The organism is Desulfoluna spongiiphila (assembly GCF_900101345.1).
GTDB classification, from domain to species: domain Bacteria; phylum Desulfobacterota; class Desulfobacteria; order Desulfobacterales; family Desulfolunaceae; genus Desulfoluna; species Desulfoluna spongiiphila.
Map to the genome: position 1 here is coordinate 155,657 of NZ_FMUX01000007.1, position 25,812 is coordinate 181,468.

Here is a 25,812-nt window from a genome sequence, read left to right on the forward strand (position 1 = left end):
AGCGGCAGACAGTCCCTTTTCATGCAAGGCGCGTCAGACCGGCAACAGGGGCCGGACCATCGTTCGATCGAGGGCTCGCCCCTGCGGCCGAACGATGGTCACCCACAACCCCTCTTTCCAGATCAACTGATGGCCCATCCATGGGACCCCTGCCTTTAGCGAAAAAATAACATTTATGTATTTTATCGCTGGTGTCGATATATCCTTTAAAAAAACAGCACTTTTTATAACCTTTACTCGAAACAGATTTTTTTATGATATATCAGGCACACACATGGTAAAAACACATCACCTGCATGCCACGCCACACGGCTCGTCAGCCCACATCCTCCACGAGCTGGGCGAGCCCCCCTGATACCCCGCGCCAATTTTCAGCAAACAGTATATTCCTTATTCTATCATTACGAATCAAAGGGTCGTTAGAAAACGTCAAAGCCGAATGGGGGCTCCCTTGAGCACGGACCCGCAGGTGCCGTAAAGGACCGGCAGCACGCCCCGTGGACACAGGGCCGCCGGTTCATTCTTACGCGTGGGCCTGTTGTTCCCGGCTCCTTCGGTTTATGCGGACGCGGCTGCCCCTCAAACGGGGGCACATCTTAACGGCAGGGGGGAGTACATGGGTTTTGACAAAAGCAGTTTACGAAGAAAAATGCTGGTTGTGTTCTGTTCCGTTGCGTTGATTCCATTCATCGCTGCAGTGTTCTATATTACCTACAAAGCGGGCGCAGCCTCCGGGCAAGAAGCCCGTGAAAAAGCCGCTGAGATAGCTTACCGATATGGTGGCGTGATGCAGCGCAAGCTGGACAAGGCCATGACCGATACCAGGGCCCTGGCCCGGGTCATGGAAGGCATAGTCCGGCACCGCACCGCCATCGACCGCGACATGCTGGATGATTCGCTGAAAGCCCTGCTTCAGGATGATGACAGTTATCTGGGAATCTGGGCTATCTTCGAACCCGACATGCTCGACGGAAGGGACCGGCAGTACGCCAACAGGTCATGGCATGACGCATCGGGAATGTACTACCCTTACTGGTACATGGAAGACGGAAACATTGCCGTCACCGTCAATGACGATTACGCGGAAGCCGATTATTATCAACGTGCCAAGGTTTCCGGAAAAGAGACCGTTCTCCAGCCCTATGCCGAAGAGGATACGGGGAACATCCTCATGACAAGCGTTGCGGTGCCCGTCAAGGAAAACGGGACTGTCATCGGCGTCGTGGGCATTGACATCGCCTTAACCGAACTTGAGCGTGCCATCACCACCATCAAACCCTTCGGTACCGGCAACGCGATCCTCATTTCACACAGCGGGGTGATCATCGCCCATCCCGACAAGGGATTCACGGGCACAAACCTTGCCGATGCCGGAGCACCGGGCGATCTCCTTGCCGCCATCCGCAACGGAAAGGAGTCTACACTGACCGGCGCACAGGAAGGATACGGCCACGGTGCCTTCATGTTTTTCTCCCCCATGCGCATCGGTAAAACCGACACCCCGTGGTCCTTTGCCGTCAGCGTACCCCTGGCCACCCTCGGCAAAGATGTCCGCCAGATCAGGCGCATCGGCTTTGTCTCCTGCCTGGTTTCCGCCTGCCTGGTGGTGATGGCCATCGTCCTCCTCTCCGGTACCATTGTCCGCCCCATCAATGCCGCCCTTGAAGAGCTTAAAGACATCGCCGAAGGAGAAGGGGACCTCACCCGAAGGCTCCAGGTGGACTCAAGGGACGAAACCGGTCGATTCGCCCGGTGGTTCAATGTCTTCATCAACAAACTCCAGGGCATCATCGCACAGTTTACCCGCTGCACCGATGCCCTCGGCAGCTCGGCCGGAGGGCTGCTCACCATCTCCTCGGAGCTGGCGTCCAACGCCGAGGAGACCTCGGAAAAGTCAGCACAGGTGCTGGCCTCGGCAAGCGGTATGAGCTCGGATCTTTCGGAAGGGGCAACGCGGATCCAGACATCATCGGAGAACATCGCCATGGTCGCATCTGCCATTGACGAACTCGCCTCAACGGCCACCGATATCTCGGCCCACGCGGAAAACGCCACATCCGTCTCCCATCGTGCCGCATCCCGGTCCAAGGCTGCTTCTGAAAAGATGAATGAACTGACCCAGGCGGCCGAAGAGATCGGCAAAGTCACCGACGTCATCACGGAAATCTCCGACCAGACCAACCTTCTGGCCCTGAATGCCACCATCGAAGCGGCACGTGCCGGAGAAGCAGGCAAGGGCTTTGCCGTGGTGGCCCATGAGATCAAGGAACTTGCCAGGCAAACGGCAGAGGCCACCGACGACATCAAAGGTAAAATTGATAGTGTGCAGGGCCTCGCCAGAGACGCCGCCGAGGGCACCGGGGAGGTCTCGGGCATCATCACCACCGTCAATGAGACCATCACCGGCATCGCCGAAGCCGTGGAGCAGCAATCCTCGGTTGCAGGGGAAATTTCGGAGCATATCGTCCAGGCATCCGAGGGAATCACAGACGCCACCCTCAGGATGAACACAAGCAGGGATGCCTCAGCGACCATCACCCAAACCATCTCCGATATCACCCTCTCCTCCCGGGGAATCACGGAGATAAGCGCTGCCGTAAAAAAGCAGGCCGAAGAGCTGAATTCCCGGACAGGCGAATTGGCAGAACTGGCAGGTAACTTCAAAATATAACCCGACAAAAACCGCCTCCGGCATCCCTGCCGGAGGCCAGCTCCCCAACCATAGAGCCCTTTGCCCCAGCCTTTTTCCTGTTGACACCTGCTCTAAAATGTGAACATTAGTTTTATACTAACTACTCATCAAGAAGGTGAGATGTTCCACCGCTTGTTTAAGCGTTCGTATCAATACATTATCATTTAAGCCAACAAAGCCACGAAGGCAGGTGAGATAAATCTCGCCCGGATTTCGTGGCTTTTTTTGTTGTCCCGTCCGGCCTGTGGTGAAATCGCAGCTTCGGAGCCTTACAACGCTGATTACAGATGAGGTTTTCATGGTGTCGTTTCTCTTTAAAGGCGGGGTACTTGTCATCCCCATCGCCCTCTGCTCGGTGGTGGCCCTTGCTGTCTTCCTGGAACGATGGATCTTTTTCGCCCGGATCAGGAAAAACGATGACGGCCTGGTGGAGGCATTGAGCGATCTCAACCGGGGCCAACAGGCTCCCGGAGCCGTCGAACTCTCTCGCCACAGCCGAAGCCCCCTGGGCCGCCTTCTCACCGAAGTGCTCTCCGTGCGGGGCTGTGAGGAGTCCACGCGGCAGGCGGCAATCCGCGACGCGTATGCCCGGGAGAGCCGAAACCTGGCATCCCGGCTTCAACTTCTGGCCACCATCGGAAATATCTCGCCCCTGCTGGGCCTTTTGGGCACCATCACCGGGATGATCAAGGCCTTTATGGTCATTCAGCAGACCGGGGGCAAAGTGGACGCAGCAGCCCTTGCCGGCGGCATCTGGGAGGCCATGCTCACCACGGCCCTGGGCCTTGCCGTGGCCCTGCCCGTCATGATGGCCCACAGCTACCTGGTCTCCCGCGCTGAGGACCAGGAAGCCTACCTGAAACACGGAATGGTCCGTTTCCTCAAGGAGTCTGCCGGCCGATGATTGATCTCTCGGGTACCAAGGCCGAAACCGGGTCGGTTCAGCCCCCGTTGACGGCTCTCATCGACATGGTCTTTATGCTCCTGATCTATTTTCTTCTCACCATGGGATTTATGGTGGATGAGGGCATCGGCATCAAGCTGCCCGAAGCGGGGGAAGCCTCCCGGACCCTGCCCCGGGACCTGGTGGTGGCCGTCACCAACGAGGGCTCCTATTTCTGGAAAGGGGCCCGGGTCACCCTGTCCGAGCTCGAAAACAAGCTGAAAGCCTCACCTGAACTGACCCCGGACACCCGCATCGTTATCCGTGCCGATCGGGGTGCAAGGGTCAACAGCGTGGTCCGGGTCATGGACCTGGCCAAGACCGTGGGGGCCGCGAGCTTCTGCCTGGCCACGGAGACCGAGCCATGAAAACACACGCCAGAACCACATGCACCCTGGCCCTCTCCCTTCTTCTCCACGCAGCCATCCTGTGCATCCGTGGGCCGGAAAGCCTTGAGGCGGAGAAACTCCACATAACAGGGGAGTTCGAGCTTCTCTCCATCCGGGAAGAGACAAGGCCCGGCCCCAAGCCACCCAAACCCCACACCGCTCCGCCCCCTGAAGAGCGCCCCGTCAAAAGACGCCGCATGGTCAAAGCATCCCCTGAAACGCCCGTGATGCGACCCCCGGACCAAGCGCCCCAGGTGGCACAAAGCACACCGATCCCAAAGCCTCCCCAGCACACCTGTGTGGCCGAGGCATCGCCCACGACCCCTGCCGCCGAACCGAATGCAGAATCTGCCGACGCACCACCATCAAGCCCTGCGGTGGATATATCCGGACCCTCCCGTGCGGAGCTCCTCAATCTCTATGCCGCGCAGGTGCGCCATCGCATCGAATCGCGAAAAACCTACCCGCAACGGGCCAGAAGACAGAGCATGGAAGGGGCTGTGCGGGTCCGGTTTGTCCTCTCTCCCACAGGGGACGTACAGAAGATCACCATCATCCGGGGCAGCCGGTTTGCCATGCTCAACACAGCGGCAAAAAAGGCAGTGCTCTCCGCCGCGCCGTTCCCGGTGATTCCCGGCGCCATGCAAAAAGAACCCATCAGCATAGAGGTGACCCTGTGTTTTGAGCTGACATAAAAAAAGGAGACAGTCCGGCTCCGGCAAGAGATGAGGACTGCCTCCTTTAAGAATAAGGCACTCTCCCCGAAGGGAGGGCCCGGATTATTCCTACCATCCGTTTCCTCCCTTCGTCAATCCATGATGACCCAACTTATCGCACCAAGCGATGCGGGAGAACTGCGCCCGCACCACCGATAACGGGGCCTTAAGCCCGGGCTTTTTTTCTCGGGCATGCCGAGGCCTTACAAACGACAACGACCAACGGAAGAGAGGACACACCATGAACACCCTGGAAGACGATGTCAGACGATGCGTGGATTTTCACGGCCACCTCTGCCCGGGCCTGGCCCTGGGCATTGTGGCGGCCCGGGCAGGACTCGAAGAACTGGGCGTGGACCGGTCCCATGACGAAGAGGTGGTCTCCTGCCTGGAGACCGACGCCTGCTGCGCCGATGCCGTGCAGGTGCTTTCGGGCAGTACCTTCGGCAAAGGCAATTTTATCTATAGGGACGTGGGCAAGGTGGCCATGACCTTCATCAGCCGGGACAGGGAGTCCTCGGTGCGGCTCTGCCTCAAACCCGGAGCCATCAGGCTCTCCGACGCGCACCGAGCCCTCATGGACAAGGTGATGGGCCGGGGCAATCCCACGGAGGCACAGCACAAGGAGTTCTGGAGACTCCACAACCAGCGCGCCGAGGAAATTCTCCGCATGCCCTGGAGCGACATCTTTTCCATGACCACCGTTGCACCGGCCATCCCTCCCAAGGCCGTCATCGAACCGTCCGCCCTCTGCGACCGGTGCGGCGAACCGGTCATGGCCTCCAAGCTCAAAGAGATCGACGGCCGCGCCCTCTGCCTCACCTGCCGCAGCACCTGACCTCCGGGCAAACCGGCCACCTTTATCACTCACCCAACACGGAGGCTTTGTAATCCCTTGAAACACGCGACACAGATTGGTTTGACAAGCTTGTGCCTGGCCCTTTTGGTGGTCCCGTGCATGGCATGGGGCGACGGCCTGAACGACTCCGTCCCCCTGGCCCTGGACGACGTAACGGTCCAGGCCCCCCGGCCCGCCACCGCCAAGCCGGAGATCGTCACCAGAGAAGAGATGGAGCAACCCAGCGTATCCGATACCATCCTGGAGGACCTCATCCGGATCCCCGGCCTCCAGCTACGGCGCACGGCTGTCTCAGGCAACGAAAACGGCAAACTCCGCATGCGCGGGTTTGATGAAACCCGGCTCCGTATCCTGAAAAACGGGGTCCCCATCCATCGCGACGGCTCCTACGGCAACGGGCCCGTGGACTGGAGCACCCTCAACCCCAACAGCGTGGAGAGCGTCCAGGTATACAAAGGCGCCGTGCCCGCCAAGTACGGCAACACCTTAGGGGGCGTGGTGGACATTGCCACCCGCTCCCCCGAGGAAGGGCTGGAAACCGAAATCCGCGGGCTCTACGGCAGCCACGCCACCCATGAGGAGGTCCTCACCCACATGGGGCGCAACGGGTACGGAAGCTGGTTCGTCTCAGGGGGCCACTACGAAACCGACGGGTTCCTGAGAAACAACACCGTGGACCGCAACCACGGTGAGCTGGACCTGTCCGTCAACCTGCCCATGGGCCTCACCGCAGGGGCAGGAGTCTGCTGGAGCACGTACGAAACCGGGATGCCCGTTTACAACCGACCGAACAGTCCCACCTACGACGGGGGAGAGCCCGACGCAGACGAGCGGGAGCTGGGCGGCCCCTCTATCTCTTCCCGGCTCATCAACGGCGCCCAGACCTGGGGAGACGGCAGCTTTGCCGAAGACGAAAACACCCGCGTCACGGCCTGGGTGGAAAAAGAGATCAAACGCGGGCACCTTCGCCTGGACTACCTCACCTGGAGCCAGGACCGGGAAGAGACCTACGTGGACGCCGCCGACCCCTCCAAAGTAATCTACAAACGGGAGACCGAAGCCGAACCGGGCAACTGGTCCCTCCAGGCCGAAGGAGAACTTACCTTCGGCAACCACACCATCGAGACCGGGGGCGAAACCCGGAGCCTGGGCTGGGGAGACCAGACAGTCACCGAGATCGACACCAGTTACTTCAACGGCTCCATCAACTCCCCCTATTTCGCCTTCATCAAAGAGGGCTTCAAAGGCCAGGAAGAGGTCATCGACACCCACGCCCTCTACCTCCAGGACACCTGGCGCGTCTCAACAAACTGGACCCTTGAGGCGGGCCTGCGCCAGGAGTGGTTCAAGGCCGATGCCATCGCCCCGGAAGCCTTCGGGTTTCCCGCCGCAGCCACGCCAACGGACCTCTCGGAATCGAACCTGGCCCCCCGGGCCGCCCTCTCCTTCCGGCCCTGGAAAGGCGGAGAGCTCTCCTGCCGCCTGGGCATCGCCCACCGCTACCCCACCTCGCCGGAGTACTTCTGGTGGTACCTCAACCGCAGCACCGGCTTTTTCAACACCGAGCTTGCCGTGGAAGAGGCCAGGCAGGCGGAGCTGGGCTTCACCCAGGAGATCGCCCACGCCTTCACCGCCGAGATCCGGGGCTACCGCTACGACATCGACGACTACATCGCCTCCACCATGGTCCCGGGCACGGGCACCGTCATCTACAACATCGAAGAGGTCACCATCCAGGGCGCTGAACTTGCCCTGTCCGCTCCCCTGCCCTTCAACCTCTTTGCCTGGGGCAACCTCACCTGGCAGGAAGGCGACACAAAAGGCGACCCCTGGGACAGGGAAAACCGCCTGGAAGGACAGATCCCGGACTTTCCGGAGATCATGGCCAACGCAGGCCTCGACCTCCGCCTTGACGACCGCTTCACCGCAGGGGTCACGCTCCGGCACGTAGGCGAACGGGACCACCTCAAAGGAACCACCCCTGAAACCCTGGACGCCTACACTGTGGTGGGGCTCAATGCCTCCCTCAGGCTCTTCCAGAACAAATTCACCACCTGGCGCCTCCTGGCCTCGGCAGACAACCTCTTTGACGAAGAGTACGAAGAAGAAGCCGGCTACCCCATGCCCGATGCCACCTACACCGTGGGGCTGAGCGCGGTGTTTTAAAGCTATCCGCCGGAAAAAACCTGCCTCCGGCGGCGAGGTGAGCCACCTCGAAAGCATATTGCCCTTGCGCTTTGGCCCGAGGGACGAGGGACAAAGCGCAAGGGCCTTCGGCTCGGGCCTCGCCCGACATAAAAACCAACACCCATAAATTCCCCCTGTCGCTCACCCCATTGGGGCTGAACAACAGGAGGGATGCTACTGGAACGTTTTTGCGGAGCTTTTGTAACTATTCAGCTTATGCCTCCGGCGGCCCTGCCGGGGGCCAAACTTTTGAAAAGTTTGACAAACAGACCTTGATAGCTTTGGCATGATTTCCAGCGATTTTGACTGTTCTAATTTTTCGGAAAGTTTTTTGCGGAGCTTTTTTTCAAAAAAGCGACCCGCCGGAGACCATGTTGAGATGAATCGTTATTTGTAAACAATGCATGCGTAAAGGAGAAAAAACATGAAAAAATGGTGTATCGGAATGCTTGTCTGGTGTGTTGCAGGGGGCCTGTGCGCCCTGTCGGCCCATGCCATGGGGGGGCACCAGCCCACCCTGGGGCAACGGGCCCTGATGCTGGCCATGACAACCCTGTCGGCCTCCCCCGGTGACGAAGGGCTGGCCCTGGTGACCAACGCCGGATACGTGGACCACCAGGGCGAATCGACAGGTGAGATCCTGGACACGGTAACCCGCCTGAGCGCCATGGGCCGGGGCAAGGGAAACCTCTTGAGCGTCCACGCCCGGCGCGACGCCCCGTTGTTCATGGTCTTTGTGCACCAAAAGGGGCCGAAGGAACTCGCCGCGGTCTCCATCACCGCCACCGGGGACCAGCTGGAGGCCTCCGAAGTGTTCAACCTGTGGGTGGGTGTGGGCACCTCCTTTGAACCCCTCACCAGGATCCTGGGCTCCCGGGCCTTTGCCGTGGCCACCCTGGCCAACGCCTGCTACGACGGCATCCCCGAGTCCCTGGTGCAGGCCGCCCTCTTCCACGACCACTTCTGCTGCGGCGTGGCCTCCGGCTACTTCACCGCAGGGTTCATCCTGGACCAGCGCCCCTTGCGGGACGGCGAGTCCTACACCTACATGGGCATTCCCGCCTGGTGCCAGGACGACTACATCGCCCATGCCCTCAACCTTACCCCGGGTAAAAGGCGCTACCTCTCCATGGCCTACCCGAGCAGGCGTCCCTGGCAGACTGCAGAGGCTACCTGGGAAAACATCGGCGGTGTCATCATCCGCTTCAACAAAGCCACCCAAACAGGCGACGCCACGGTCCTCAACTACCGCTGGCAGACCGACGACTTTGTGGAAAGCTTAGGGCTCTCACCGGATGAACTCGACTGGCACAAAGACCTCTGGCTCCACGCCTGTTACAACCGCTACGTCTTCCAGAACCCCCACGCCCCCGAAGATTTCCTCTCGGTTCACAAAACCGTGGAGCTCACCTCCCAGGCGGATTTCGACCGACTCACCCGCCTGGGGGCCAACCCCCTGGCCGTCATCCTCGGCAAAGACACCGAGTGGTAAGGAGACCCCATGATCTTAAAACCGTTCATGCGGGAAGGCATCATGCCCCTTCCCGTCAGCTTTATCTCCACCGTAAGCGCGGACGGCGTGCGGAACATCGCGCCCTACTCCTGCATCATGCCGGTCTTGAGGCCCCTGGACCTCATCTGCTTTGCCTCGGCCGAAAAACGCGACACCCTCAAAAACATCCGGGACACCGGAGAGTTCGTCATCAACCTGCCCGGCGCTGATTTCGAGAACAAGGTGATCCCCACGGCACGAATGAGCGCCCCGGAGGTCGATGAGTTCGAGGCGGCGGGCTTAGCCGAAAAACCCTCCCACACCATCAAGGCCCCCGGGATCATGGGCTGCTACGCCTGGATGGAGTGCCGGCTGGAAAAAGAGTTCAAGGAAGAGAAGTACAGCCTTGTCATGGGCAAAGTACTGCGCCTTGAGGTGGCAGACGGGGTTCTGGACGACACCCTTCACCTGGACCCCATGGCCGCCGACCCCCTGATGATGACAGGCAGCAAACAAGGCATGCACTTCTGCACCATCCGGGAAACAAAGGGCTTCGAGCCCTTTTCCGCCATGTTCCCCTCAGGCGTGGATCCGGTCACTGCCGCGGGGTAGAGGGACTAAAAACAAGCCTCCGGCGGCCAGGGGATGATCCCTTGGACCCCAGGTTGCGAATGCTTTCCCCCCTCGTTCCTCGGGGTGAAAGCATTCGCGAGAATTCTCATAAAACCACCCCGGCCTGCTTGTTGAACGTTTCATGAATTTATGCCTCCGGCGGCCCTGCCGGGGGCCAACCGTTTAAAAAGTTTAATAAACAGACTTTAAAAACAGACTCGGTTCAATCTGAACCAATGGCGAATGTGATTTTCCCTGAGGAACGAAGGGGAAAGCGCATTCGCAACGTGCTTTCAAGGTGGCACACCTTGCCGCCGGAGGCAGCTTTTTTTGAGCTGAATAATGACTACGGACTATTCACAAAACAAGGAGAACACCATGGCCCAGGTTCTGAGCATGAACGAGTACGACGAAATGGACCGTCCCAGGATCCAGACCCTCCCCGGTTTTTACGGGGACTCCCTCATCGAGGGGGTCCTGATCAAATCGCTGGATGTCTTTTCCGACGAAAGGGGATACCTCATGGAGATCATGCGCTTTAACGATGAGCCCATGAACGCCGGGGAGATCAAGCAGGCCATCGCTTCGTACTCCCACCCCGGCATGGTCAAGGGCTGGCACCTTCACTCCGTGCAGGAGGACCACCTGGTCTGCGTCACCGGCATGATCAAGCTCGTGCTGTACGACTACCGGGAAGACTCCCCCACCTACGGAGTGCTCAACGAAATCTTCATGGGAGAGCGCAACCCCCGGGCCGTCTTTATCCCCCCGGGGATCTTCCACGGCACCAAGAACATCGGCAGCGGCATCTCCCTGGTCATCGGCATGCCCTCGGTCTACTACGACCCGGACAACGTGGATGAACGCCGGTTAAGCCCCACGGACAACGACATCATCCCCTACGACTGGGAATGCCGTCTGGAGTAACCGTGCCCGGAAGTAAAAAAACGAAGGTAGCTATTCAGCCCCAAATGCCTCTGGCGGCTCTGCCGGGGGCTAAACTTTTAAAAAGTTAAACAAACAGGTTTTAAAAAATCTTTTTGGGTGAGTTTTACTTTAAAGGCGGATGTGATTTGCCCCGAGGAACGAGGGGCAAAGCGCATCCGCAACCTGCTTCCAAGGTGGCACACCTTGCCGCCGGAGGCTTTTTTTTGAGCTGAATAGTTACAATCGGAGTAAGTATTCAGTTGCCTCCGGCGGGTCGCTTTTTGAAAGATACAACCACAGCCAAAAGGAGCTCATCATGCACACACCCCGGGGATTCTTCGTGCTTTACCAGCCCCCTTACCGAACCCCATCCGTTTTCGATCTCAACGCCCGCCGCATGTTCCCCCAGCGCCCCCCGGTGACAAGGGTCTGGGGCATGCGTGCCGTTGTCTCCGAGGACCTTCGGGTCGCCCTCCAGGTCCTTCATCTTACCGAAAAACAGGCCGTGGACCCCGCCACCGGCCGAACATACCCCTGGGCCGTCACCGAGATCCTCATCGACCTGCCGGACGACCTCGCCCTGTCCCCGGAATCCCTTGAAGAGAAAATCCCGGACAACGCCCTTAGCCAGGGTATCACCGATGAGTTCACCACCTGGCGTACCGGGTACGTCCCCGGAGGAGACAACGGGTCCCCGGACATGGAGGCGCTTTCCCGCAAACTCCAGGCAGGCCTTGCCGAAAGCAAGGGGCACCTGCGCAGCGAGCTGGCGCGCCGCAATGCCCCCTGGATTTATGGGGCACTGCCCCGCCTTGTCCAGGACTTCAAACGCGGCCTCTACCTCCGCGTGGCCGACACCCTCTACCCCGATTACCGCAGCCGGGGCGGCGAGGACACCGAAGAGGCTTTCCTCAAAAAGGCCATGCTCTTTCAGCGGATTTACGACACCAACGGCACCCCGGGGTCCAAGCCAGACGGAACCGCCTGGAAAGATGATGACGAAACCTGGGAGTGCTGGATCGGCTGCGCCGGAGACGAAGAGGAGGCCAAACGGGTCTGCCAAACCCTGGAGGCGATCCTGCGCCCCTTGGAGAAAACCCCGACAGCTCAGCCCGGATAGTTCACGAGTCGAGTGCACCTATATTGCAGGAGCCATCTTAATTCATCAGGATGAATCGTTTTCTCATGAACTACCCGGAATAAGCGCCCCTCGCGTCCTCGTCGTCGAGACGAAACCGGTGGCTTCGGCGATATCATCCCCTTCGACTGGCGTGCTGGCTGAAACAAAAAGCCCGTGGAAAATCCGTTTGCAAAACAGGGGGGCCTGGTTTATTCCTTAACCAGCCCGGGACGGTCCGTTGCGACCTTTGCAGACACCCGGGGAGCCTTGACAACACCAGACAAGGCTCCCCACCACACGGCACACACGGAGGGTTGCCCCCATGGAAGACAACGCAAAAAAAACAGTACGCACGCGACCCTGCTCGGACTTCACCGATGCCGTCCTCTCCAACAAACGGGGCCTGCCCCATCTGTCGGAAAAGCTGGCCGACATGCTCAAATCAAGCGAAGATGCTAAGAAACGAAAAATCTCCTACAGCATCTCCTCCCTGTCCCAGACCCTCATCAAGACCCTCTCCGATGAGGCCGGGGCCACCCAGGGACATCTCGTGGACCTGGCCCCCTTTCTCTTCGGAGCCGTCCTTGAAGATGCCATGGAACGGCGCAAAGAGGCCCTGGACACCCTGACCCTCCTCACCGGACAGATTAAGAGCAGCCTCAAGGCCTTTTCCGCTCAGGCCCCCCACCTGGCCCCCTATGCGGAGCACATCGCCACCATGGTCACCGAACTCTGCGCCATGGAGCAGGGCGCCGTGGCCTCCAAAAACCACCAGGGCGTCTCACGGGAGAACCACCCTCTCCTGTCCGCTGTTGCCCCCGGCGACACAAAGCCCCCCTACTACAAAGAGATCGAGGCCCTGCTCTCCAGGGAGAGCCGCCTGGAAGCCCTGTTTCAAGCCGCCACCCGGGACGACGAGTAGTCCCCACACCCGCCACTTATCGCACCTCAAACACCCTCAAAGAAAAAATCAGTGCGAACCACACACCGCAAATAAAAACAAAAGTGCGACAACACACTTGACAACCCTCCCCTTTTCCTCTTAAGACATAATCATATGTGTCACCAAGTTCTCTTTTCACCCCAAACAACCGGACAGCGGGTGTCTCGGCACGACGCGCACCCAAACACTTCGCACCAATCCAGGCAAAAACCACACCAGCGGTGCGAATAATAGGTGCAATGAAACCGCCCCGGGCCACCTGCCCCAACCGGTCCCAAGACCAAGGAGCCCCCATGAAACGTCTCATCCTGTCCCTTGCCGTCACCGCCCTTGCCCTTCTGGGCGTCTCACAGGCGGCACCGGCCTGTACCAGCTTTGCCGTCGGCGGCCCCCGCCCCATCTTCGGCATGAACTTTGACTACGCCCGGTTCCCCATGAAACTCCTGCTGGAAGACAACGGAAACCTGCGCACCTTTCACCTCGCCTTTGAGCGGGTCATCCAGGGAGAGCACATCTTTGTGACCACCGGCGGCATGAACAGCAACGGCCTCTTCTACGCCTGCCAGGAACTCCACCCCCAGGTTCGCACCCCACCCCCGCCCCGGGAAGGCGACATGCCCCTTTATCTCCTCAACACCATGGTGGGCCGAATGAAAACCGTTGCCGAACTCAAGGCCGTGTGCGCCAAAGCCCACCTGACCCAGGTGCCGGATGTCACCTGCCACACCCTGTTTGCAGACAAAACCGGAGCCGCCCTTGTGGTGGAGACAGGCACCGGGAGGAACCTCCTCACCCCCATGACCGGCCCCTACCTGGCCATGGCCAACTTCGCCAGCCACGGCATGAAGGGAAAACCCTACCAGGACGCCCGGGGGTGCGGGGACGATCGCTACAAGGTCCTCTGTGCCTACCTGGAAAAAACCAGAGTCCCCTTTGATGTGGACCACGGCCTGTCCGCACTGGAACAGGCCTACAACCGAAACCCGGCATACCCCACCAGCTGCTCCATGGTCTTCGACCCACAGGCCGCAGAGGTGTTTCTGGCGTTTCACCGTAATTTTTCCAAAGTCTGGAAGGTCTCCCTTAAGACGGGCACCGTAGAAACCTTCCGGGGCTTTGATACCGCCACCAAGCATCAGCTCGGCAAAAACGGAATCCTGGTCTCGGAGCTCCTCGACGCGGAAGCAACCGCTGCACCCCCACAGCAATAAGGAGGCACGCCAGATGCCGGCAATCCAGAACAGTTCAAAACGGATGATGATGTCGCTGATCAGCTTTTTATGCCACGGGACATGGCGGTTTGAAAAAGCCTACGACACGATTTACAAGGGACAGAACAAGAGCCACTGCTTTGCGGCCATTGTCAAGGAAGCCTTCGGGGATGAGTTCCCCGAAGAGACGGAGACCTACAGCTTTGTCACCGCAACGGAGCTGAACCAAATGGCCCGGCACCTTCAGCTGAAGGAAGGGCACTGCCTGGCGGACCTTGCCTGCGGCAGAGGAGGCCCCGGCATGTGGCTGGCACGCCATACCCGTGCCAGCCTTTTCGGCGTGGATATCTCCAAAGAGGCGGTGGCCACGGCCACACGGCGTATCCCCGATTTCGATTTAGAAGGCCGGGCCGCATTCACCACCGGCACCTTCTACGGCACCGGGCTAAAGACCGGAAGCTGCGACGGAGCGATCTCCGTAGATGCCCTGTGGCTGGCCCCGGACCGGGCCAGGGCCCTGGCTGAAATCCACCGGATCCTCAAACCCGGCGGGCGGTTTGTCTTTACCACCTGGGACGGCAACATCCCCTTTATGCCTGCAGACCACAGACAGTGCCTTGGGGATGCAGGCTTTGATGTGGAGGTTTACGAAGAGACCCGGGGGTGGCTGGAGAGACAGCTGGCCGTTTACGAGGGCGTATTGAAATCAAAGGACCAGCTGATAAGGGAGATGGGAAAGCGCTGCGCCATGCCCATCATCAAAGAGGCCCGCTCCACCCCGCCCGTCATAGAGAAAAGCACCCGGATTTTTGTGGCGGCACGAAAAAGATAACCGATGCCATACCCCACGCCACAACCTAAAAAAGCCTCCGGCACCCTGCCGGAGGCCTCTCACCTCTCACCTCTCACCATGACCTATGACCTAATTTACCTGTTTTCCCTATCCACTATAAACGATCGCCCCCACCCCGCTCACCACAAGCTCCTTGAAAATCCACCTCTTTTCAAGGGAGATGGTGATGACGCGGTCTTCCGGTTCCATCCCCACGGGATGCCAGACCGTGAACCCGGAGACAAGGCTGGCTGTGTACGACTCTGTATAAAGGGGGGTTCCCCGACGGACCGCCGGGGTGCGGGTGGTCACCTGCCGCAGGGCGCATCAGCCCCCCGAAGCGTGGTGGGTCTCCATCCAGACCGTGACTTCACGGCCCTTTTTCGCGATGTATGCCTGTGCATCCGGGGTGATCTCAAACATAAGTAGCCTCTCCTGGGTCAAAGGATGTCTGCCTGGAACAAAACCTGCGAGAGCTGATTATAGGCACACACGCAAAAAAAGAAAACGCCTTCCCCTTTTTCAAGGCAAGGCATCTCACTTCAAAGGAAAAAAAGGGTCCCTTTACCATCCGCCAAACGGCTTTGATTATAGAGGGTTGCACCATGGCCCAGGGCGCCGGTACGGCAACGGGTCTCTTTATCCTTTCCATTGCCCGAAACCGTCTGTATATACCAGCCCATCTTCCGTTGCTCCCCCCTTGAACAGGGCCGGGTAACGGCCTGTTGAGAGCCCCCTTCGTTGCCCCTGAGTATGAAATGGAACCACCGAACCATGACTGACCGAGCCTGGATAACCACCGGAAAAAACGTTGCCAAAAATGTGTGTTTCCTCTCCCTGGGAAGCTGCCTGTCGGCCCTATCCATCAACGGGATCCTCATCCCCAACCACTTCCCCTCAGGCGGCATCACGGGCTTGGGCCTGCTTCTGCACTACCAGTTCCCCGAGATCCCCTTTATCCTCTTCTACCTGATGTTCAACGTGCCCCTGTTTGCCGTGGCCTGGAAATACGTGGGGCGGCGGTTTTTCCTTTACAGCCTCCTGGGCCTTGCCATCTTCTCCCTGTGCGTCCACTTCATCCACGTCCCCATCCCCCTGCACGACAAGATGCTCGACGCCCTCATGGCGGGAATCCTCTCCGGTACGGGCCTCGGCATTATCCTGAAATCCTACGGTTCCTCGGGGGGCACGGACATCCTGTCGGTGCTTCTCCTGAAACGGTTCTCCATCCGCCTCGGCAACACCACCCTTGCCCTGAACATCCTGGTGGTGATCCTCTCCTATGTCCTCTCCACCCTGGACATCATCGTCTACACCATCGTCTTTCTCTACGTGAACGCCAAGGTCCTCAACGTTGTCTTCATGGGGATGAGCCACCGGAAGATCGTACTGATTATCTCGGAAAAATGGGAGGGGCTCTCGGCACGGATGCTCAAGGAGTTCAGAAGGGGCCTTACCATCATCCACGGGGAAGGGGCCTATTCGCACCGGGACGAAAAAATCCTCTATGCGGTGATCACCCTGCGGGACCTGGGCCGGGTCAAGGACATCATCCGGGAGGTGGACCCCATGGCCTTTGTGGTGGTCACCGAAACCCTGGATGTCATGAACCCCCGGGTGGGCAACCAGCCCCATTGGTAAAAAGATGCCTCCGGCGGCAAGGTGTGCCACCTTGAAATCAGGTTGCGAATGCGTTTTCCCCTTCGTTCCTCAGGGAAAATCACATTCGCCTTTGATTCAAATTGAACTGAATCTGTTTTTAAAACCTGTTTGTTAAACCCGTCGTTATAAAATCAGGCAAACGTTTGCCCCACGGGAGGGTCGCCGAAGACACCTTTAAACGTGTTGCCTCCGACGGCGAGGTGACAGGATAGGGGACTTAGAACAATGTCACCTTCGTCGGCTCTTTCACCGTGGCCCGGATCTGTTCGGCCTTTTTCCGCTCTTCCCACATGAGCTGCGCCGACTTCATGGAGCGACTTTTCTTGAGAAACGCGTCCCCGGTGCGGGTATGAAAGATAAGCTTCCTGACGTAGATCCCCCCCAAATCCCGGCTTACCACCGGAATCCCCTCGTTTGCAAGAAAGGTGATCACAAACTCGGAGAGCTTCCGACCCACGGCCTGGGCTTCGATGAGGCCCGGGATGACGCTGGCCCCGCCAAAAACCTTGGCCCTGATGCGGCTGCGTTCCGCTCCCCGCATCATGACGGCGTTGATAAGAAGCTCCATGGAATTGATCCCGTAGCGTGCCGACAGGTTGAAGCGTTTGAGATCGGCCCGTCCGGGAAGGAGGATATGGTTCATGCCCCCCACCCGGCTGACGGGATCGAAGAGGCACACCGAGACGCACGAGCCCAGAAGGGTTCTGATCACGGCGGGCTCCCTGCTGGCGTAGTACTCCCCGATGGAAAGGGTCACCCGTTTCACCGACGCATTGGTGACGGGCATCACCGCCTTTTCATACATGGTGGGTCTCGCCGCAGCACCCAAGGACCACCCCGGAGATCTGCTCCAGGGAGACCACCCTGTCGACGCCCCCGAGCTTGATCGCCTCGTTGGGCATGCCAAAGACAACACAGGAGGCCTTGTCCTGGGCGATGGTGGCAGCCCCGGCCTGTTTCATCTCCAGAAGGCCCTTGGCCCCGTCGTCCCCCATGCCCGTCATCAACACCCCCACGGCATTTTTCCCGGCATACCGGGCCGCAGAACGAAAGAGCACGTCCACCGAGGGACGATGGCGGGACACCAAAGGGCCTGTCTTCACTTCCACATGGTAGCGCGCCCCGCTTCGTTTCAGCAGCAGATGCATGTTCCCCGGGGCGATGAGGACCTGCCCCCTGGCCACGGGATCCTTGTTCTCCGCCTCCTTAACGGAAACCCGGCACAGGGTGTCCAGGCGCTTGGAAAAGGCCTTGGTGAAGTGCTCGGGCATGTGCTGCACGATGACCATGCCCGGAGCATCGGCGGGCAACTGCTCCAGAAAGATCCGAAGGGCCTCGGTGCCGCCTGTGGAGGCCCCGATGACCACCACTTTTTCCGTGGTTTCCAGCATGGCCCGCGTGGACTTGACCAGGACGGCGTCCGCGCTCAGCTTCGGCTCCACGGATCGCAGGCTCGGTTTTTTTTTCACATGGGAAAGGGCCGCGGACTTCACCGCATCGCAAATCTGGATGCGAGACTCCGCAAGGAAGGCCTTGGTGCCCAGGGTGGGCTTTCGGATGATCTCCACCGCCCCGAGCTCCAAGGCTTTCAGGGCTGTGGCCGACTCCTCCGCCGCAAGGCTGGAGCACAGCACCACGGGAATCGGATGCTGGGCCATGAGTTTTTCCAGAAAGGTGATGCCGTCCATCTTCGGCATTTCAACATCCAGGGTGATGACATCGGGCACCTCCTCCCTCATCTTCCGGGCGGCGTCATAGGGGTCGGATGCCGTGGCCATCACCTCAATGTCGTCATCGGATTCAAGAATCCCGGACAGGGTCTGACGCACCAGGGCGGAGTCGTCAACGACAAGAACCCGTACCTTCTTTTTCATGCTCTCTCACTTTTTTGTAAACGGTGGGCGCCACGGGTACCAGCGGCAACACCTTGCAATCCAGAAACTCCGAATGCCCCATGAAAATATACCCCCCCGGGGCAAGACGGCTGCAGAGCCTCAACAGCAGTTGCTCCGTGGTCTCTTTGTCAAAATAGATGGTCACGTTTCGGCAGAAGATGATGTCCATGGCCTTGTCGAGGCGATACTCCGAATCCATGAGGTTGAGCTGCCGAAAGGCCACTTTTTTTCTTAACCCCGGCACAATCCTCACCAGGTGACGGCGGGGATCTTTGCTCTTCAGCAGGTACTTTTTCCTCAGGGCAAGGGGCACCGGGGCGATCTCCGAGGCGTCGTACACGCCCTTTCTGGCCACCTCAAGGACGCGGGTGGAGATATCCGTTGCCAGGATGGAGAAATCAAACCCCGGGTTGCGCCGGGCGTACTCACTCAGCACCATGGCCAGGGTATAGGGTTCGTCCCCCCTGGAACAGGCGCAGCTCCAGGCCTTAAGCTTATGCCCGGCCTTCAGGGAATCCATGTACCCGGGCAGGACCTCGTCCACAAGGCAGGTGAAGTGGTTCGCCTCCCTGAAAAAATCGGTCTTGTTCGTCGTCACCTCGTCGATGAAGTGGGAGAGCTCCTGTTCCATGCCCTCCGGGCTGAAGAGGTACTCGCAGTACTGGGAATACGAGCCCATGTCCAGCCGGCTCAGCCGTTTGCAGAGGCGCGCCTCGATCATCCCCTTTTTGACGTCCGGCACCTTGATGCCGAACCGGCCCTGGATAAAACGTGCAAGGGTCCTGAAATCCCGGGTGGAGAGATGGGGATGAAACGTGGCCCTGCGCCGATTGCCGACCATGGGCGGCTCCTCTCCCGGGCCGTAGCCCGGGACACGATGACGGGTTAGGTTCATGGGCGTGGGGTCCTTTAGCCTTCGGCCTGAAGGCCTGTTTCCTGCACGCCCGAGAGCTCATCGGCGGAAAAGACCCTGTCGATATCAAGGATAATGATAAACTCCTCGTTCTTCTTTCCCATGCCTTTGATAAACTCGGTTTTCAGGCGCGTGCCGATGCGCGGAGCAGGCTCCACCTGGTCCGGTTCAAGGTCCAGGACTTCCCGCACCGAGTCCGCAAGGGCACCGATGAGGGCCCGTTCTCCGTCGATGTCGGTTTCCATGATGATGATGCAGGTGTTGACGCCCTTTTCCGTTGCCGGCATCCCGAATTTAAGCCGCAGGTCCACCACGGGCACCACACCGCCCCGTAAATTGATGACGCCCCGCATAAAATCCGGCATCCTGGGGACGGTGGTGATCTCCGTGTAATCCAGCACCTCCCGCACCTGCATGATGTCCAGGGCGTACACCTCCCCATGGAGCATGAACGCCAGGTAACGGCCTGTCTCTGTGATCCCTTCGATGGTCATAGTCTGATATCTCTCGTCAACCCGTTCCACGACACGGACGTTCCCCCAGGTCGCTCTGGGGGAACCGTCCGCATCGCCAAACGGTTTTATTGGTCAATGCCCGAATCAATACTTCTCAAATTCGTCGTCCAGGGCGTCCCCTTCGGAGACGCCGCCGCCAAGGTCCAGATTCACCCCGGCCGGGGCCGGTTCCGCCTTGCGGGGGGCCGGGGCCTCTTTCGCAGCGGCCTTGGCTGGCCGCTTGATACCTGAGGTTCTTTTGACTTTTCCGGCATCGCTGGCCTGCTTCACCGTGAAAAAACCGATGGCATCCTGAAGCTGCTCGGCCTGGGCAGACAGCTCCTCTGCGGTTGCCGACATCTCTTCGGAGGCCGAGGCATTCTCCTGGATCACCTGGTCCAGCTGCAAAATGGCCTGGTTGATCTGTTCTGCCCCGGTGTTCTGCTCATTGGACGCGGCGCTGATCTCCTGGACCAGCTCGGCGGTTTTGCGGATATCCGGGACAATGCGGTCCAGCATCTCCCCGGCACGCTCGGCCACCTCCACGCTGGAGGTGGAGAGTTCCCCGATCTCCGCGGCCGCTGCCTGGCTCCGTTCGGCAAGCTTTCTCACGGCGTCGGCCACCACGGCAAAGCCCTTGCCGTGTTCACCGGCCCTGGCCGCTTCGATGGCTGCGTTCAACGCCAGCATGTTGGTCTGACGGGCGATCTCCTCGATGATGGAGATCTTCTCGGCGATCTCTTTCATGGCCGAGACCGTCTTGCCCACAGCCACCCCGCCTTTTTCAGCGTCCCCTGCCGCCTGGATGGCCAGGCGCTCCGTCTGCTGAGCGTTTTCAGCATTCTGGCGGATATTCGATGCCATCTGCTCCATGGAGCTGGAGGCCTCTTCCGCTGCGGCGGCCTGTTCCGTGGCTCCCTGGGAGAGTTCCTCCGAGGCCGAGCTCAGGGCCACGCTCCCGGAGGCGACATTGTCCGAGCCCGTCTTGACGTCGGTGACCGTGGAGCTCAGGTTCCCCACCATACGGGTGAGGGCATGGCCCAGGGCGTCTTTCTCCGACATGACATTCACGCTCACCGTCAGGTCCCCCTGGGAGATCTGCTCGGCCACGCGGGCCGTGTCCTTAAGGTTTGACACCATGTGGTTCAAGGCGTCGGACAAAGCCCCCACCTCGTCTTTCTGGTCCACGTCGGAGGTCACGTCCAGGTCACCCTTGGCAACGGATTTCGCCACGGCCACCCCTTTGAGGACCGGCGTCACGATACCGCTGGCAACCACCAGGGCAATAACGGCCACAATGACGGCCATGACAATGCCCATGATCAGAATGGAAAGCAAAAGCTTGTTGATGGGCGCCACCACCTCGGCTTTTTCCACCTCGGCCACGATGGCCCAGATGGTGCCCTCGATGTCGATGGATGAAAAGCTGGAGAGCATCCACTTGCCCCGATAATCCTTGCGCAGGGTTCGATCCGTCTCCCCTGCCAGGGCCCTTTTCGTGGAGACCGTATCCACCCGCCCCTTGGCCGGGTTGGCAAAGGAGGCCGCAACGGAGAAGTTCTCGGGGTCGGTGAGGGAATCCGAGCGCATCAGCAGGTCGCTCCCCACCAGGTAGACCTCCCCGGTCTCCCCCATGCCCGTACGCTCGTTCATGATGGCGTTGATGGCGTTTACGGAGAGTTGAAGGGCCACGATGAGCTCCACATCGCCGTTGTTGTTAAGGACGGGCTGGGCGATGAAGGAGCAGGGCGCGTTGTTGCTCGGCCCGTAGGGTTCGAAATCCGCGATATGAAGGGACTTGTCCTTCAGCACCCGGCGCACGAGCTTGCCGAGGCCGGAGCCCGCAAATTTTCCGGTGACCATGTTCGAGTCGTAGTCGGCCCGCCTCAGCACCGAGTAGAAGACGTTGCCTTCGGGGTGGATCAGGTAGAGATCCTGGTACCCGAACTTCTTCAGGTAGCCGCTGTAGTAATCTTCCACCTGGCCGTTGAGCCTGGGAGCGATGGCCTCTTCCAGGTCCTCCTTGGAGATCATGGCCCAGTTGAGCCCCGGGATATCAAGGGGCTTGTAGCTCACCATGGTCAGCTTTCCCGTGGAGTCGGTATAGACCCCGGAACCGGTTTCGCCCCCCAGGGCTTTTCCCATGTAATCGGTGATCTTGCTGGTGAAGTCGTAACCCATGCTGTAGAGGGTCTCACCACCGGCCACAATGGAGCTTCGGGCCAGGGTTTTCCCCCCCTGGCGCCCCAAAAGATAGGTGGCTCCGCTTTTTCCCATGCCGTGGCGGTTGTGCACGATGGCGTTGAGGGGCCCCTCTGAAAGCCGCAGGGCCACCACCGCCACCACCGCACCCGAGGCGTTGCGAACCGGCGCCCCCACAAAGGCGGCCTGCTCACCCTGGCCCGGGGTGTAGGCGGAAAAATCCTCGATGATCACGCCCTTGGTCTCCACCACACGGGCCCAGAGGCGGGCCAGCCCCTCCCGGTTCTGGGGTCCGCTCACCAGGTTGGTGCCCAGGTCCGGCCCCTGGGCGCAGGTGAACATCACCTGGCCGTGATCGGCGCTCAAGAGCATCAGGTCATCGTAGCCCGACCGTTTGATATACTCCCTCAGAAACCCTCCGTGTTTGTCAACAAGGGCCCTGTACGCCTCCGTGGCCACGGGAAAGGGCTGGGCCGGTCCCGCCTTGGAGGCCTTCCGGTACGCGGAAAGGACGTTGTAGAACGTCAGGACATCCGCACTTGCCGAAAGGGCAGCCATCTCGTTTTCCTGGGTCCTGAAAAAGGTCTCCATCTCGCCGGCCTTCAAGTCCTGCACCGCGTTGAGCTTTTCAAAGGCGTTTTGCTTCAGGACGTCCACGGACTCCACCAGGCCGCTGATGTCGGCTTTGCGGCCGTCAAACAGCTTTTTCACCTGCGTCTCCCGGATGACGCGTACTGCCTCCAGCTTGTTGAAGGCCTGGTCGGTCAAGGCACTGCTTGCCAGATGTCCGGCCCACCACCCGCCGATGGCCATGGGAACAATCCCGATCAGTAAAAACAACCCGATCAGCTTGGGCTTTAACCTGATGTTTTTCATCTTAAGCATCTGGAACTCCTTTCCTTATTAAAAACCCGAATCACAGCTTTAAATCCAATAACTTGTTCACATCCACAATCAAGGCCACCGATCCGTTACCGAGGATGGTGGCCCCGGATATGTCCGGGGCGTCTTTAAACACGCTTCCCATTTTTTTGATGACAGCCTGCTGGCTGCCCACCACGCTGTCCACCACCACCCCCACCCTCTGGCCGCCGGCTTCCATGATCACCACCTGCTCCAGATCGGGTTTCGGGGCGCCTACGGCATACTCTTCGCGAAGCCGGATGTAGGGCACCAGCTCTCCTCTGATATTCAGGAAACGGGTCCCCCTGGCCGCCTCGTCCGGGGGCAGCTCCACGCACTCTTCCACGGCGGTAAGGGGAAAGATAAAGAACCCCTCCCCCAGGGTGACCAGCAGCCCTTCGATGATGGCAAGGGTCAGGGGAAGCTTCAGGGTGATGGTGGTGCCGACCCCCAGGGTGCTCTCCACCTCGATGGTCCCCCGCAGTTGCTCGATGCTCTTTTTAACGACATCCATGCCCACCCCCCGGCCGGAGATGTCCGAGACCTGGCTTGCCGTGGAGAACCCCGGGGCAAAAATAAGCCCGTTGATCTCCTTTTCCGTCAGGTCGGCGTCGGGGAGGATCAACCCTTTTTCCAGGGCTTTTGAGCGGATGGCCTCGGGATCGAGGCCCTTCCCGTCGTCTGAAATGCGGATCAGCACGTTGCCCCCGGAGTGCTCGGCTGCAAGGTGGACGGTTCCGCACGCCTTTTTCCCGGCCTCCCTGCGCTCTTCGGGCAACTCGATGCCATGGTCGATGCTGTTGCGCAGGATATGCACCAACGGGTCCTTGAGGTAGGCGATGACGGTTTTGTCCAGCTCCGTCTCCTCCCCCGAGGTTGTCAGCTCGATCTGCTTTTCAAGTTCGGCGGAGAGGTCACGGACCAGGCGCCGAAAGGTGGAAAAGGTGGATCCGATCTGGAGCATGCGCATGCCCATGGCGTTGTCCCGGAGACTGCCGGTGAGCATTTCGATCTCTTCGGCAATGGAGACAAGATCGACATCGTTCATGGTGTGGGCCTTCTGGCTGAGCCGGGCCTGGGCAATCACGAGCTCTCCCACAAGGTCCACAAGGTCGTCGAGCTTGTCCGCCGACACCCGGATGCTGGCGGCAAGGGCCTCTTCCTTTCGCCGGGAGATTTGTCTCCTCACCGCATCCTGTTCCATGAGGGCAGAGCTTACCGCCGCCTGGCTGGTCACCTTCTCCGCCACCAGGATCTCCCCCAACAGGTTTTGCCTCTTAAGGGCCGTTTCCAGATCTTCCTCGGAGAGATCCCCCCGTTTGAGAAGGATTTCGCCGATCTTCTCGCAATCCGCATCTTCCGCGTTATCGTCATCAATGCGGTCGATGGAGAGCTCGCACTCGTCCTCAACGAAGATGAAGACATCCCGAATGGCGTTTTCCGCCTGGTCCGTTGTCAGGATAATGTCCCAGAAAAGGTAACAGGACTCCGGATCGATGTCTGAAAGGGAGGGGATCTTGTCGGTGTGGGCCACCACCCGGCACTCCCCCATATCCCGCAGCTCGTCGATGAGGTGAACAGGGTTGGTGCCCCCGGTAAAGATGTCGGGCTCCGGGCGAAACCGGATGCGATAGGTTGAAAGGGTCCCGGAGGGTTCCGGCCCCTCGTCCGGGGCAGCCTCTCCCTCCGGATCGGTGGGGGGATCTTCCCCTGACTCGGACTCCGGGATCAGCTCCCTGAAGGCACGAATGATCTCTTCTTCCCTCTGCGCATCGCCGCCCCCTTGGGAGTCCAGAAGGTCCCTGATGTGGTCCCCTGCCGAGAGGGTCAGGTTGATCAGCTCTTTGGTGACGAGCACCTTTCCTTCCCGAACCAGATCAAACACGGTCTCCACGTTGTGGGTAAACGCCGCGATGGCGTCAAATCCAAACATGGCCCCTGAGCCCTTGATGGTGTGCATGGCCCGGAAGACACGGCCTATGAGCTCCATGTCTTCGGGATACTCCTCCAGTTCCAGCAGCGAGGCCTCAAGTTCGGCAAGCAGTTCACAGGCTTCCGCCCTGTAGGCTTCTTCTTGTGCGTCCATGACTTAACTCCTGATGAGCCCTGTTATCTCAACACTTTTTTCACCACGCCAAGAAGCTGCTCGGGCTTGAACGGCTTGATGATCCACCCTGTGGCCCCCGCCTTTTTTCCCTCTTTCTTCTTGTCGTCCTGGGACTCGGTGGTGAGAAGGATGATGGGAATAAACTTATACTGAGCCATGGCGCGGGCCTTGCGGATCAACTCAATGCCGTCCATGCCGGGCATGTTGAGGTCGGTGATGATCATGTTGATCCCCCCGGCCGACAGCTTGGCCACGCCGTCCCTGCCGTCCACGGCCTCCACCACCTCATACCCGGCGTTTTTAAGGGTAAATCCCACCATCTGGCGAACACTTGCCGAATCATCCACAGTAAGAATCGTCTGAGCCATTAGGATACGTCTCCTTTCCAAAAACATGTCTCGCACCGTTGCTCGGCGCAGGTGTCCCGGCGGTTGAACCCCGCCTCCATAAGGGCTGCGGGAATCACCTCGCTGCCCGTAAGTTTCGGCAACAGCCTGGTCCCGCCGCCCTCCGCCGACCGACACGCCGCGCAGAACAGCTGGATCCCCGCAAGGTCCAGGTGCGTTATATTGCCCATGTTGACAACCACCTCGGTTGCCTCCGTCAGCACGCGGTTCAGAAGCTCTTTGAGCTCCGCCGCGTGTTCGATGGTTACACTGCCCGTAAGGGTCACGATGGCAACCGTGTCGTTATGTTCTACCTCGTACTGCATG

23 protein-coding genes are annotated in these 25,812 nt (G+C 59.5%); 14 read left to right on the forward strand and 9 right to left on the reverse strand.

Features of this window, described 5'->3' with window-relative positions:
* Positions 1–616 precede the first annotated feature (616 nt).
* From BLQ12_RS11400 to BLQ12_RS11460, 13 genes are all read left to right on the forward strand, one after another.
* The gene (locus BLQ12_RS11400) at positions 617–2,671 is read left to right on the forward strand and encodes a methyl-accepting chemotaxis protein (protein WP_092210776.1); all 2,055 of its coding nucleotides are present in this window, start codon (positions 617–619) and stop codon (positions 2,669–2,671) included.
* A gap of 319 nt (positions 2,672–2,990) precedes the next feature.
* Positions 2,991–3,596, forward strand: coding sequence for a MotA/TolQ/ExbB proton channel family protein (locus BLQ12_RS11405; protein WP_092210777.1), 606 nt, complete (start codon positions 2,991–2,993; stop codon positions 3,594–3,596).
* Entirely contained in the window at positions 3,593–4,003 is a 411-nt protein-coding gene (locus tag BLQ12_RS11410) for an ExbD/TolR family protein (protein ID WP_092210778.1), read from the forward strand. Before BLQ12_RS11405 ends, BLQ12_RS11410 begins: the two co-directional genes overlap by 4 nt.
* Positions 4,000–4,719 (forward strand): energy transducer TonB, encoded by a 720-nt coding sequence (locus tag BLQ12_RS11415; RefSeq protein ID WP_092210779.1) that lies wholly within the window; start codon positions 4,000–4,002, stop codon positions 4,717–4,719. Before BLQ12_RS11410 ends, BLQ12_RS11415 begins: the two co-directional genes overlap by 4 nt.
* A 262-nt stretch (positions 4,720–4,981) precedes the next feature.
* Entirely contained in the window at positions 4,982–5,578 is a 597-nt protein-coding gene (locus tag BLQ12_RS11420; RefSeq protein ID WP_175469671.1) for an FmdE family protein, read from the forward strand.
* 57 nt (positions 5,579–5,635) lie between these two features.
* Positions 5,636–7,765, forward strand: coding sequence for a TonB-dependent receptor (locus BLQ12_RS11425; RefSeq protein WP_139163949.1), 2,130 nt, complete (start codon positions 5,636–5,638; stop codon positions 7,763–7,765).
* 445 nt (positions 7,766–8,210) lie between these two features.
* Positions 8,211–9,278 carry an FmdE family protein gene (locus BLQ12_RS11430; RefSeq protein ID WP_092210782.1) on the forward strand — a complete coding sequence of 356 codons (1,068 nt, stop codon included), beginning with the start codon at positions 8,211–8,213 and terminating at the stop codon, positions 9,276–9,278.
* A 9-nt stretch (positions 9,279–9,287) separates the two neighbouring features.
* Positions 9,288–9,890 carry a flavin reductase family protein gene (locus tag BLQ12_RS11435; protein ID WP_092210783.1) on the forward strand — a complete coding sequence of 201 codons (603 nt, stop codon included), beginning with the start codon at positions 9,288–9,290 and terminating at the stop codon, positions 9,888–9,890.
* A gap of 378 nt (positions 9,891–10,268) precedes the next feature.
* A complete protein-coding gene (locus BLQ12_RS11440; RefSeq protein WP_092210784.1) occupies positions 10,269–10,817 on the forward strand; it encodes a dTDP-4-dehydrorhamnose 3,5-epimerase family protein in 549 nt (182 codons plus the stop codon).
* A 316-nt stretch (positions 10,818–11,133) separates the two neighbouring features.
* On the forward strand, positions 11,134–11,937 hold the full coding sequence (locus BLQ12_RS11445; RefSeq protein ID WP_092210785.1) for a hypothetical protein: 804 nt from the start codon (positions 11,134–11,136) through the stop codon (positions 11,935–11,937).
* Positions 11,938–12,259: 322 nt separating this feature from the next.
* Positions 12,260–12,859, forward strand: coding sequence for a hypothetical protein (locus BLQ12_RS11450; protein ID WP_092210786.1), 600 nt, complete (start codon positions 12,260–12,262; stop codon positions 12,857–12,859).
* Positions 12,860–13,173: 314 nt separating this feature from the next.
* A complete protein-coding gene (locus BLQ12_RS11455) occupies positions 13,174–14,091 on the forward strand; it encodes a C45 family peptidase (protein ID WP_092210787.1) in 918 nt (305 codons plus the stop codon).
* 13 nt (positions 14,092–14,104) lie between these two features.
* Positions 14,105–14,923, forward strand: a complete 819-nt coding sequence (locus BLQ12_RS11460; protein WP_092210788.1) for a class I SAM-dependent methyltransferase — start codon at positions 14,105–14,107, stop codon at positions 14,921–14,923.
* Between the two features lie 108 nt (positions 14,924–15,031).
* On the opposite strand, the gene BLQ12_RS28205 is transcribed toward BLQ12_RS11460, so the two are convergent.
* Positions 15,032–15,346: a CC/Se motif family (seleno)protein gene (locus BLQ12_RS28205; RefSeq protein WP_302846774.1), complete on the reverse strand. Its 315-nt coding sequence runs from the start codon at positions 15,344–15,346 to the stop codon at positions 15,032–15,034.
* 351 nt (positions 15,347–15,697) lie between these two features.
* On the opposite strand from BLQ12_RS28205, the gene BLQ12_RS11470 reads away from it, so the two are divergent.
* The gene (locus BLQ12_RS11470; protein WP_175469673.1) at positions 15,698–16,564 is read left to right on the forward strand and encodes a YitT family protein; all 867 of its coding nucleotides are present in this window, start codon (positions 15,698–15,700) and stop codon (positions 16,562–16,564) included.
* A gap of 238 nt (positions 16,565–16,802) precedes the next feature.
* On the opposite strand, the gene BLQ12_RS11475 is transcribed toward BLQ12_RS11470, so the two are convergent.
* The 8 genes from BLQ12_RS11475 to BLQ12_RS27430 all read right to left on the reverse strand — a co-directional run bounded on the left by BLQ12_RS11475 (position 16,803) and on the right by BLQ12_RS27430 (position 25,811).
* The gene (locus tag BLQ12_RS11475; protein ID WP_217640293.1) at positions 16,803–17,390 is read right to left on the reverse strand and encodes a chemotaxis protein CheD; all 588 of its coding nucleotides are present in this window, start codon (positions 17,388–17,390) and stop codon (positions 16,803–16,805) included.
* Entirely contained in the window at positions 17,383–18,459 is a 1,077-nt protein-coding gene (locus tag BLQ12_RS11480; RefSeq protein WP_092210791.1) for a protein-glutamate methylesterase/protein-glutamine glutaminase, read from the reverse strand. Before BLQ12_RS11480 ends, BLQ12_RS11475 begins: the two co-directional genes overlap by 8 nt.
* Positions 18,428–19,321, reverse strand: a complete 894-nt coding sequence (locus BLQ12_RS11485) for a CheR family methyltransferase (RefSeq protein ID WP_092210792.1) — start codon at positions 19,319–19,321, stop codon at positions 18,428–18,430. Before BLQ12_RS11485 ends, BLQ12_RS11480 begins: the two co-directional genes overlap by 32 nt.
* Positions 19,322–19,389: 68 nt before the next feature.
* The gene (locus BLQ12_RS11490) at positions 19,390–19,887 is read right to left on the reverse strand and encodes a chemotaxis protein CheW (protein WP_092210793.1); all 498 of its coding nucleotides are present in this window, start codon (positions 19,885–19,887) and stop codon (positions 19,390–19,392) included.
* Positions 19,888–19,992: 105 nt separating this feature from the next.
* Complete coding sequence (locus BLQ12_RS27770) at positions 19,993–22,974, reverse strand: methyl-accepting chemotaxis protein (RefSeq protein WP_139163950.1); 2,982 nt, start codon at positions 22,972–22,974, stop codon at positions 19,993–19,995.
* Positions 22,975–23,005: 31 nt separating this feature from the next.
* A complete protein-coding gene (locus tag BLQ12_RS11500) occupies positions 23,006–25,078 on the reverse strand; it encodes a chemotaxis protein CheA (RefSeq protein ID WP_092210794.1) in 2,073 nt (690 codons plus the stop codon).
* 23 nt (positions 25,079–25,101) lie between these two features.
* Entirely contained in the window at positions 25,102–25,467 is a 366-nt protein-coding gene (locus BLQ12_RS11505; protein WP_092210795.1) for a response regulator, read from the reverse strand.
* Entirely contained in the window at positions 25,467–25,811 is a 345-nt protein-coding gene (locus tag BLQ12_RS27430) for an STAS domain-containing protein (RefSeq protein WP_175469675.1), read from the reverse strand. Before BLQ12_RS27430 ends, BLQ12_RS11505 begins: the two co-directional genes overlap by 1 nt.
* Position 25,812: the final 1 nt, after the last annotated feature.

Excerpts from the sequence above, each read along its gene's own strand:
- BLQ12_RS27770 (WP_139163950.1), bottom strand. The coding sequence starts at position 22,974 with ATGCTTAAGATGAAAAACATCAGGTTAAAGCCCAAGCTGATCGGGTTG.
- BLQ12_RS11410 (WP_092210778.1), top strand. The coding sequence starts at position 3,593 with ATGATTGATCTCTCGGGTACCAAGGCCGAAACCGGGTCGGTTCAGCCC.
- BLQ12_RS11480 (WP_092210791.1), bottom strand. The coding sequence starts at position 18,459 with ATGAAAAAGAAGGTACGGGTTCTTGTCGTTGACGACTCCGCCCTGGTG.
- BLQ12_RS11475 (WP_217640293.1), bottom strand. The coding sequence starts at position 17,390 with ATGTATGAAAAGGCGGTGATGCCCGTCACCAATGCGTCGGTGAAACGG.
- BLQ12_RS11460 (WP_092210788.1), top strand. The coding sequence starts at position 14,105 with ATGCCGGCAATCCAGAACAGTTCAAAACGGATGATGATGTCGCTGATC.
- BLQ12_RS11440 (WP_092210784.1), top strand. The coding sequence starts at position 10,269 with ATGGCCCAGGTTCTGAGCATGAACGAGTACGACGAAATGGACCGTCCC.
- BLQ12_RS11435 (WP_092210783.1), top strand. The coding sequence starts at position 9,288 with ATGATCTTAAAACCGTTCATGCGGGAAGGCATCATGCCCCTTCCCGTC.
- BLQ12_RS11405 (WP_092210777.1), top strand. The coding sequence starts at position 2,991 with ATGGTGTCGTTTCTCTTTAAAGGCGGGGTACTTGTCATCCCCATCGCC.
- BLQ12_RS11415 (WP_092210779.1), top strand. The coding sequence starts at position 4,000 with ATGAAAACACACGCCAGAACCACATGCACCCTGGCCCTCTCCCTTCTT.
- BLQ12_RS11450 (WP_092210786.1), top strand. The coding sequence starts at position 12,260 with ATGGAAGACAACGCAAAAAAAACAGTACGCACGCGACCCTGCTCGGAC.
- BLQ12_RS11505 (WP_092210795.1), bottom strand. The coding sequence starts at position 25,467 with ATGGCTCAGACGATTCTTACTGTGGATGATTCGGCAAGTGTTCGCCAG.
- BLQ12_RS11485 (WP_092210792.1), bottom strand. The coding sequence starts at position 19,321 with ATGGTCGGCAATCGGCGCAGGGCCACGTTTCATCCCCATCTCTCCACC.
- BLQ12_RS11455 (WP_092210787.1), top strand. The coding sequence starts at position 13,174 with ATGAAACGTCTCATCCTGTCCCTTGCCGTCACCGCCCTTGCCCTTCTG.
- BLQ12_RS27430 (WP_175469675.1), bottom strand. The coding sequence starts at position 25,811 with ATGCAGTACGAGGTAGAACATAACGACACGGTTGCCATCGTGACCCTT.
- BLQ12_RS11420 (WP_175469671.1), top strand. The coding sequence starts at position 4,982 with ATGAACACCCTGGAAGACGATGTCAGACGATGCGTGGATTTTCACGGC.
- BLQ12_RS11445 (WP_092210785.1), top strand. The coding sequence starts at position 11,134 with ATGCACACACCCCGGGGATTCTTCGTGCTTTACCAGCCCCCTTACCGA.
- BLQ12_RS11430 (WP_092210782.1), top strand. The coding sequence starts at position 8,211 with ATGAAAAAATGGTGTATCGGAATGCTTGTCTGGTGTGTTGCAGGGGGC.
- BLQ12_RS11500 (WP_092210794.1), bottom strand. The coding sequence starts at position 25,078 with ATGGACGCACAAGAAGAAGCCTACAGGGCGGAAGCCTGTGAACTGCTT.
- BLQ12_RS11400 (WP_092210776.1), top strand. The coding sequence starts at position 617 with ATGGGTTTTGACAAAAGCAGTTTACGAAGAAAAATGCTGGTTGTGTTC.
- BLQ12_RS11490 (WP_092210793.1), bottom strand. The coding sequence starts at position 19,887 with ATGACCATCGAAGGGATCACAGAGACAGGCCGTTACCTGGCGTTCATG.
- BLQ12_RS11470 (WP_175469673.1), top strand. The coding sequence starts at position 15,698 with ATGACTGACCGAGCCTGGATAACCACCGGAAAAAACGTTGCCAAAAAT.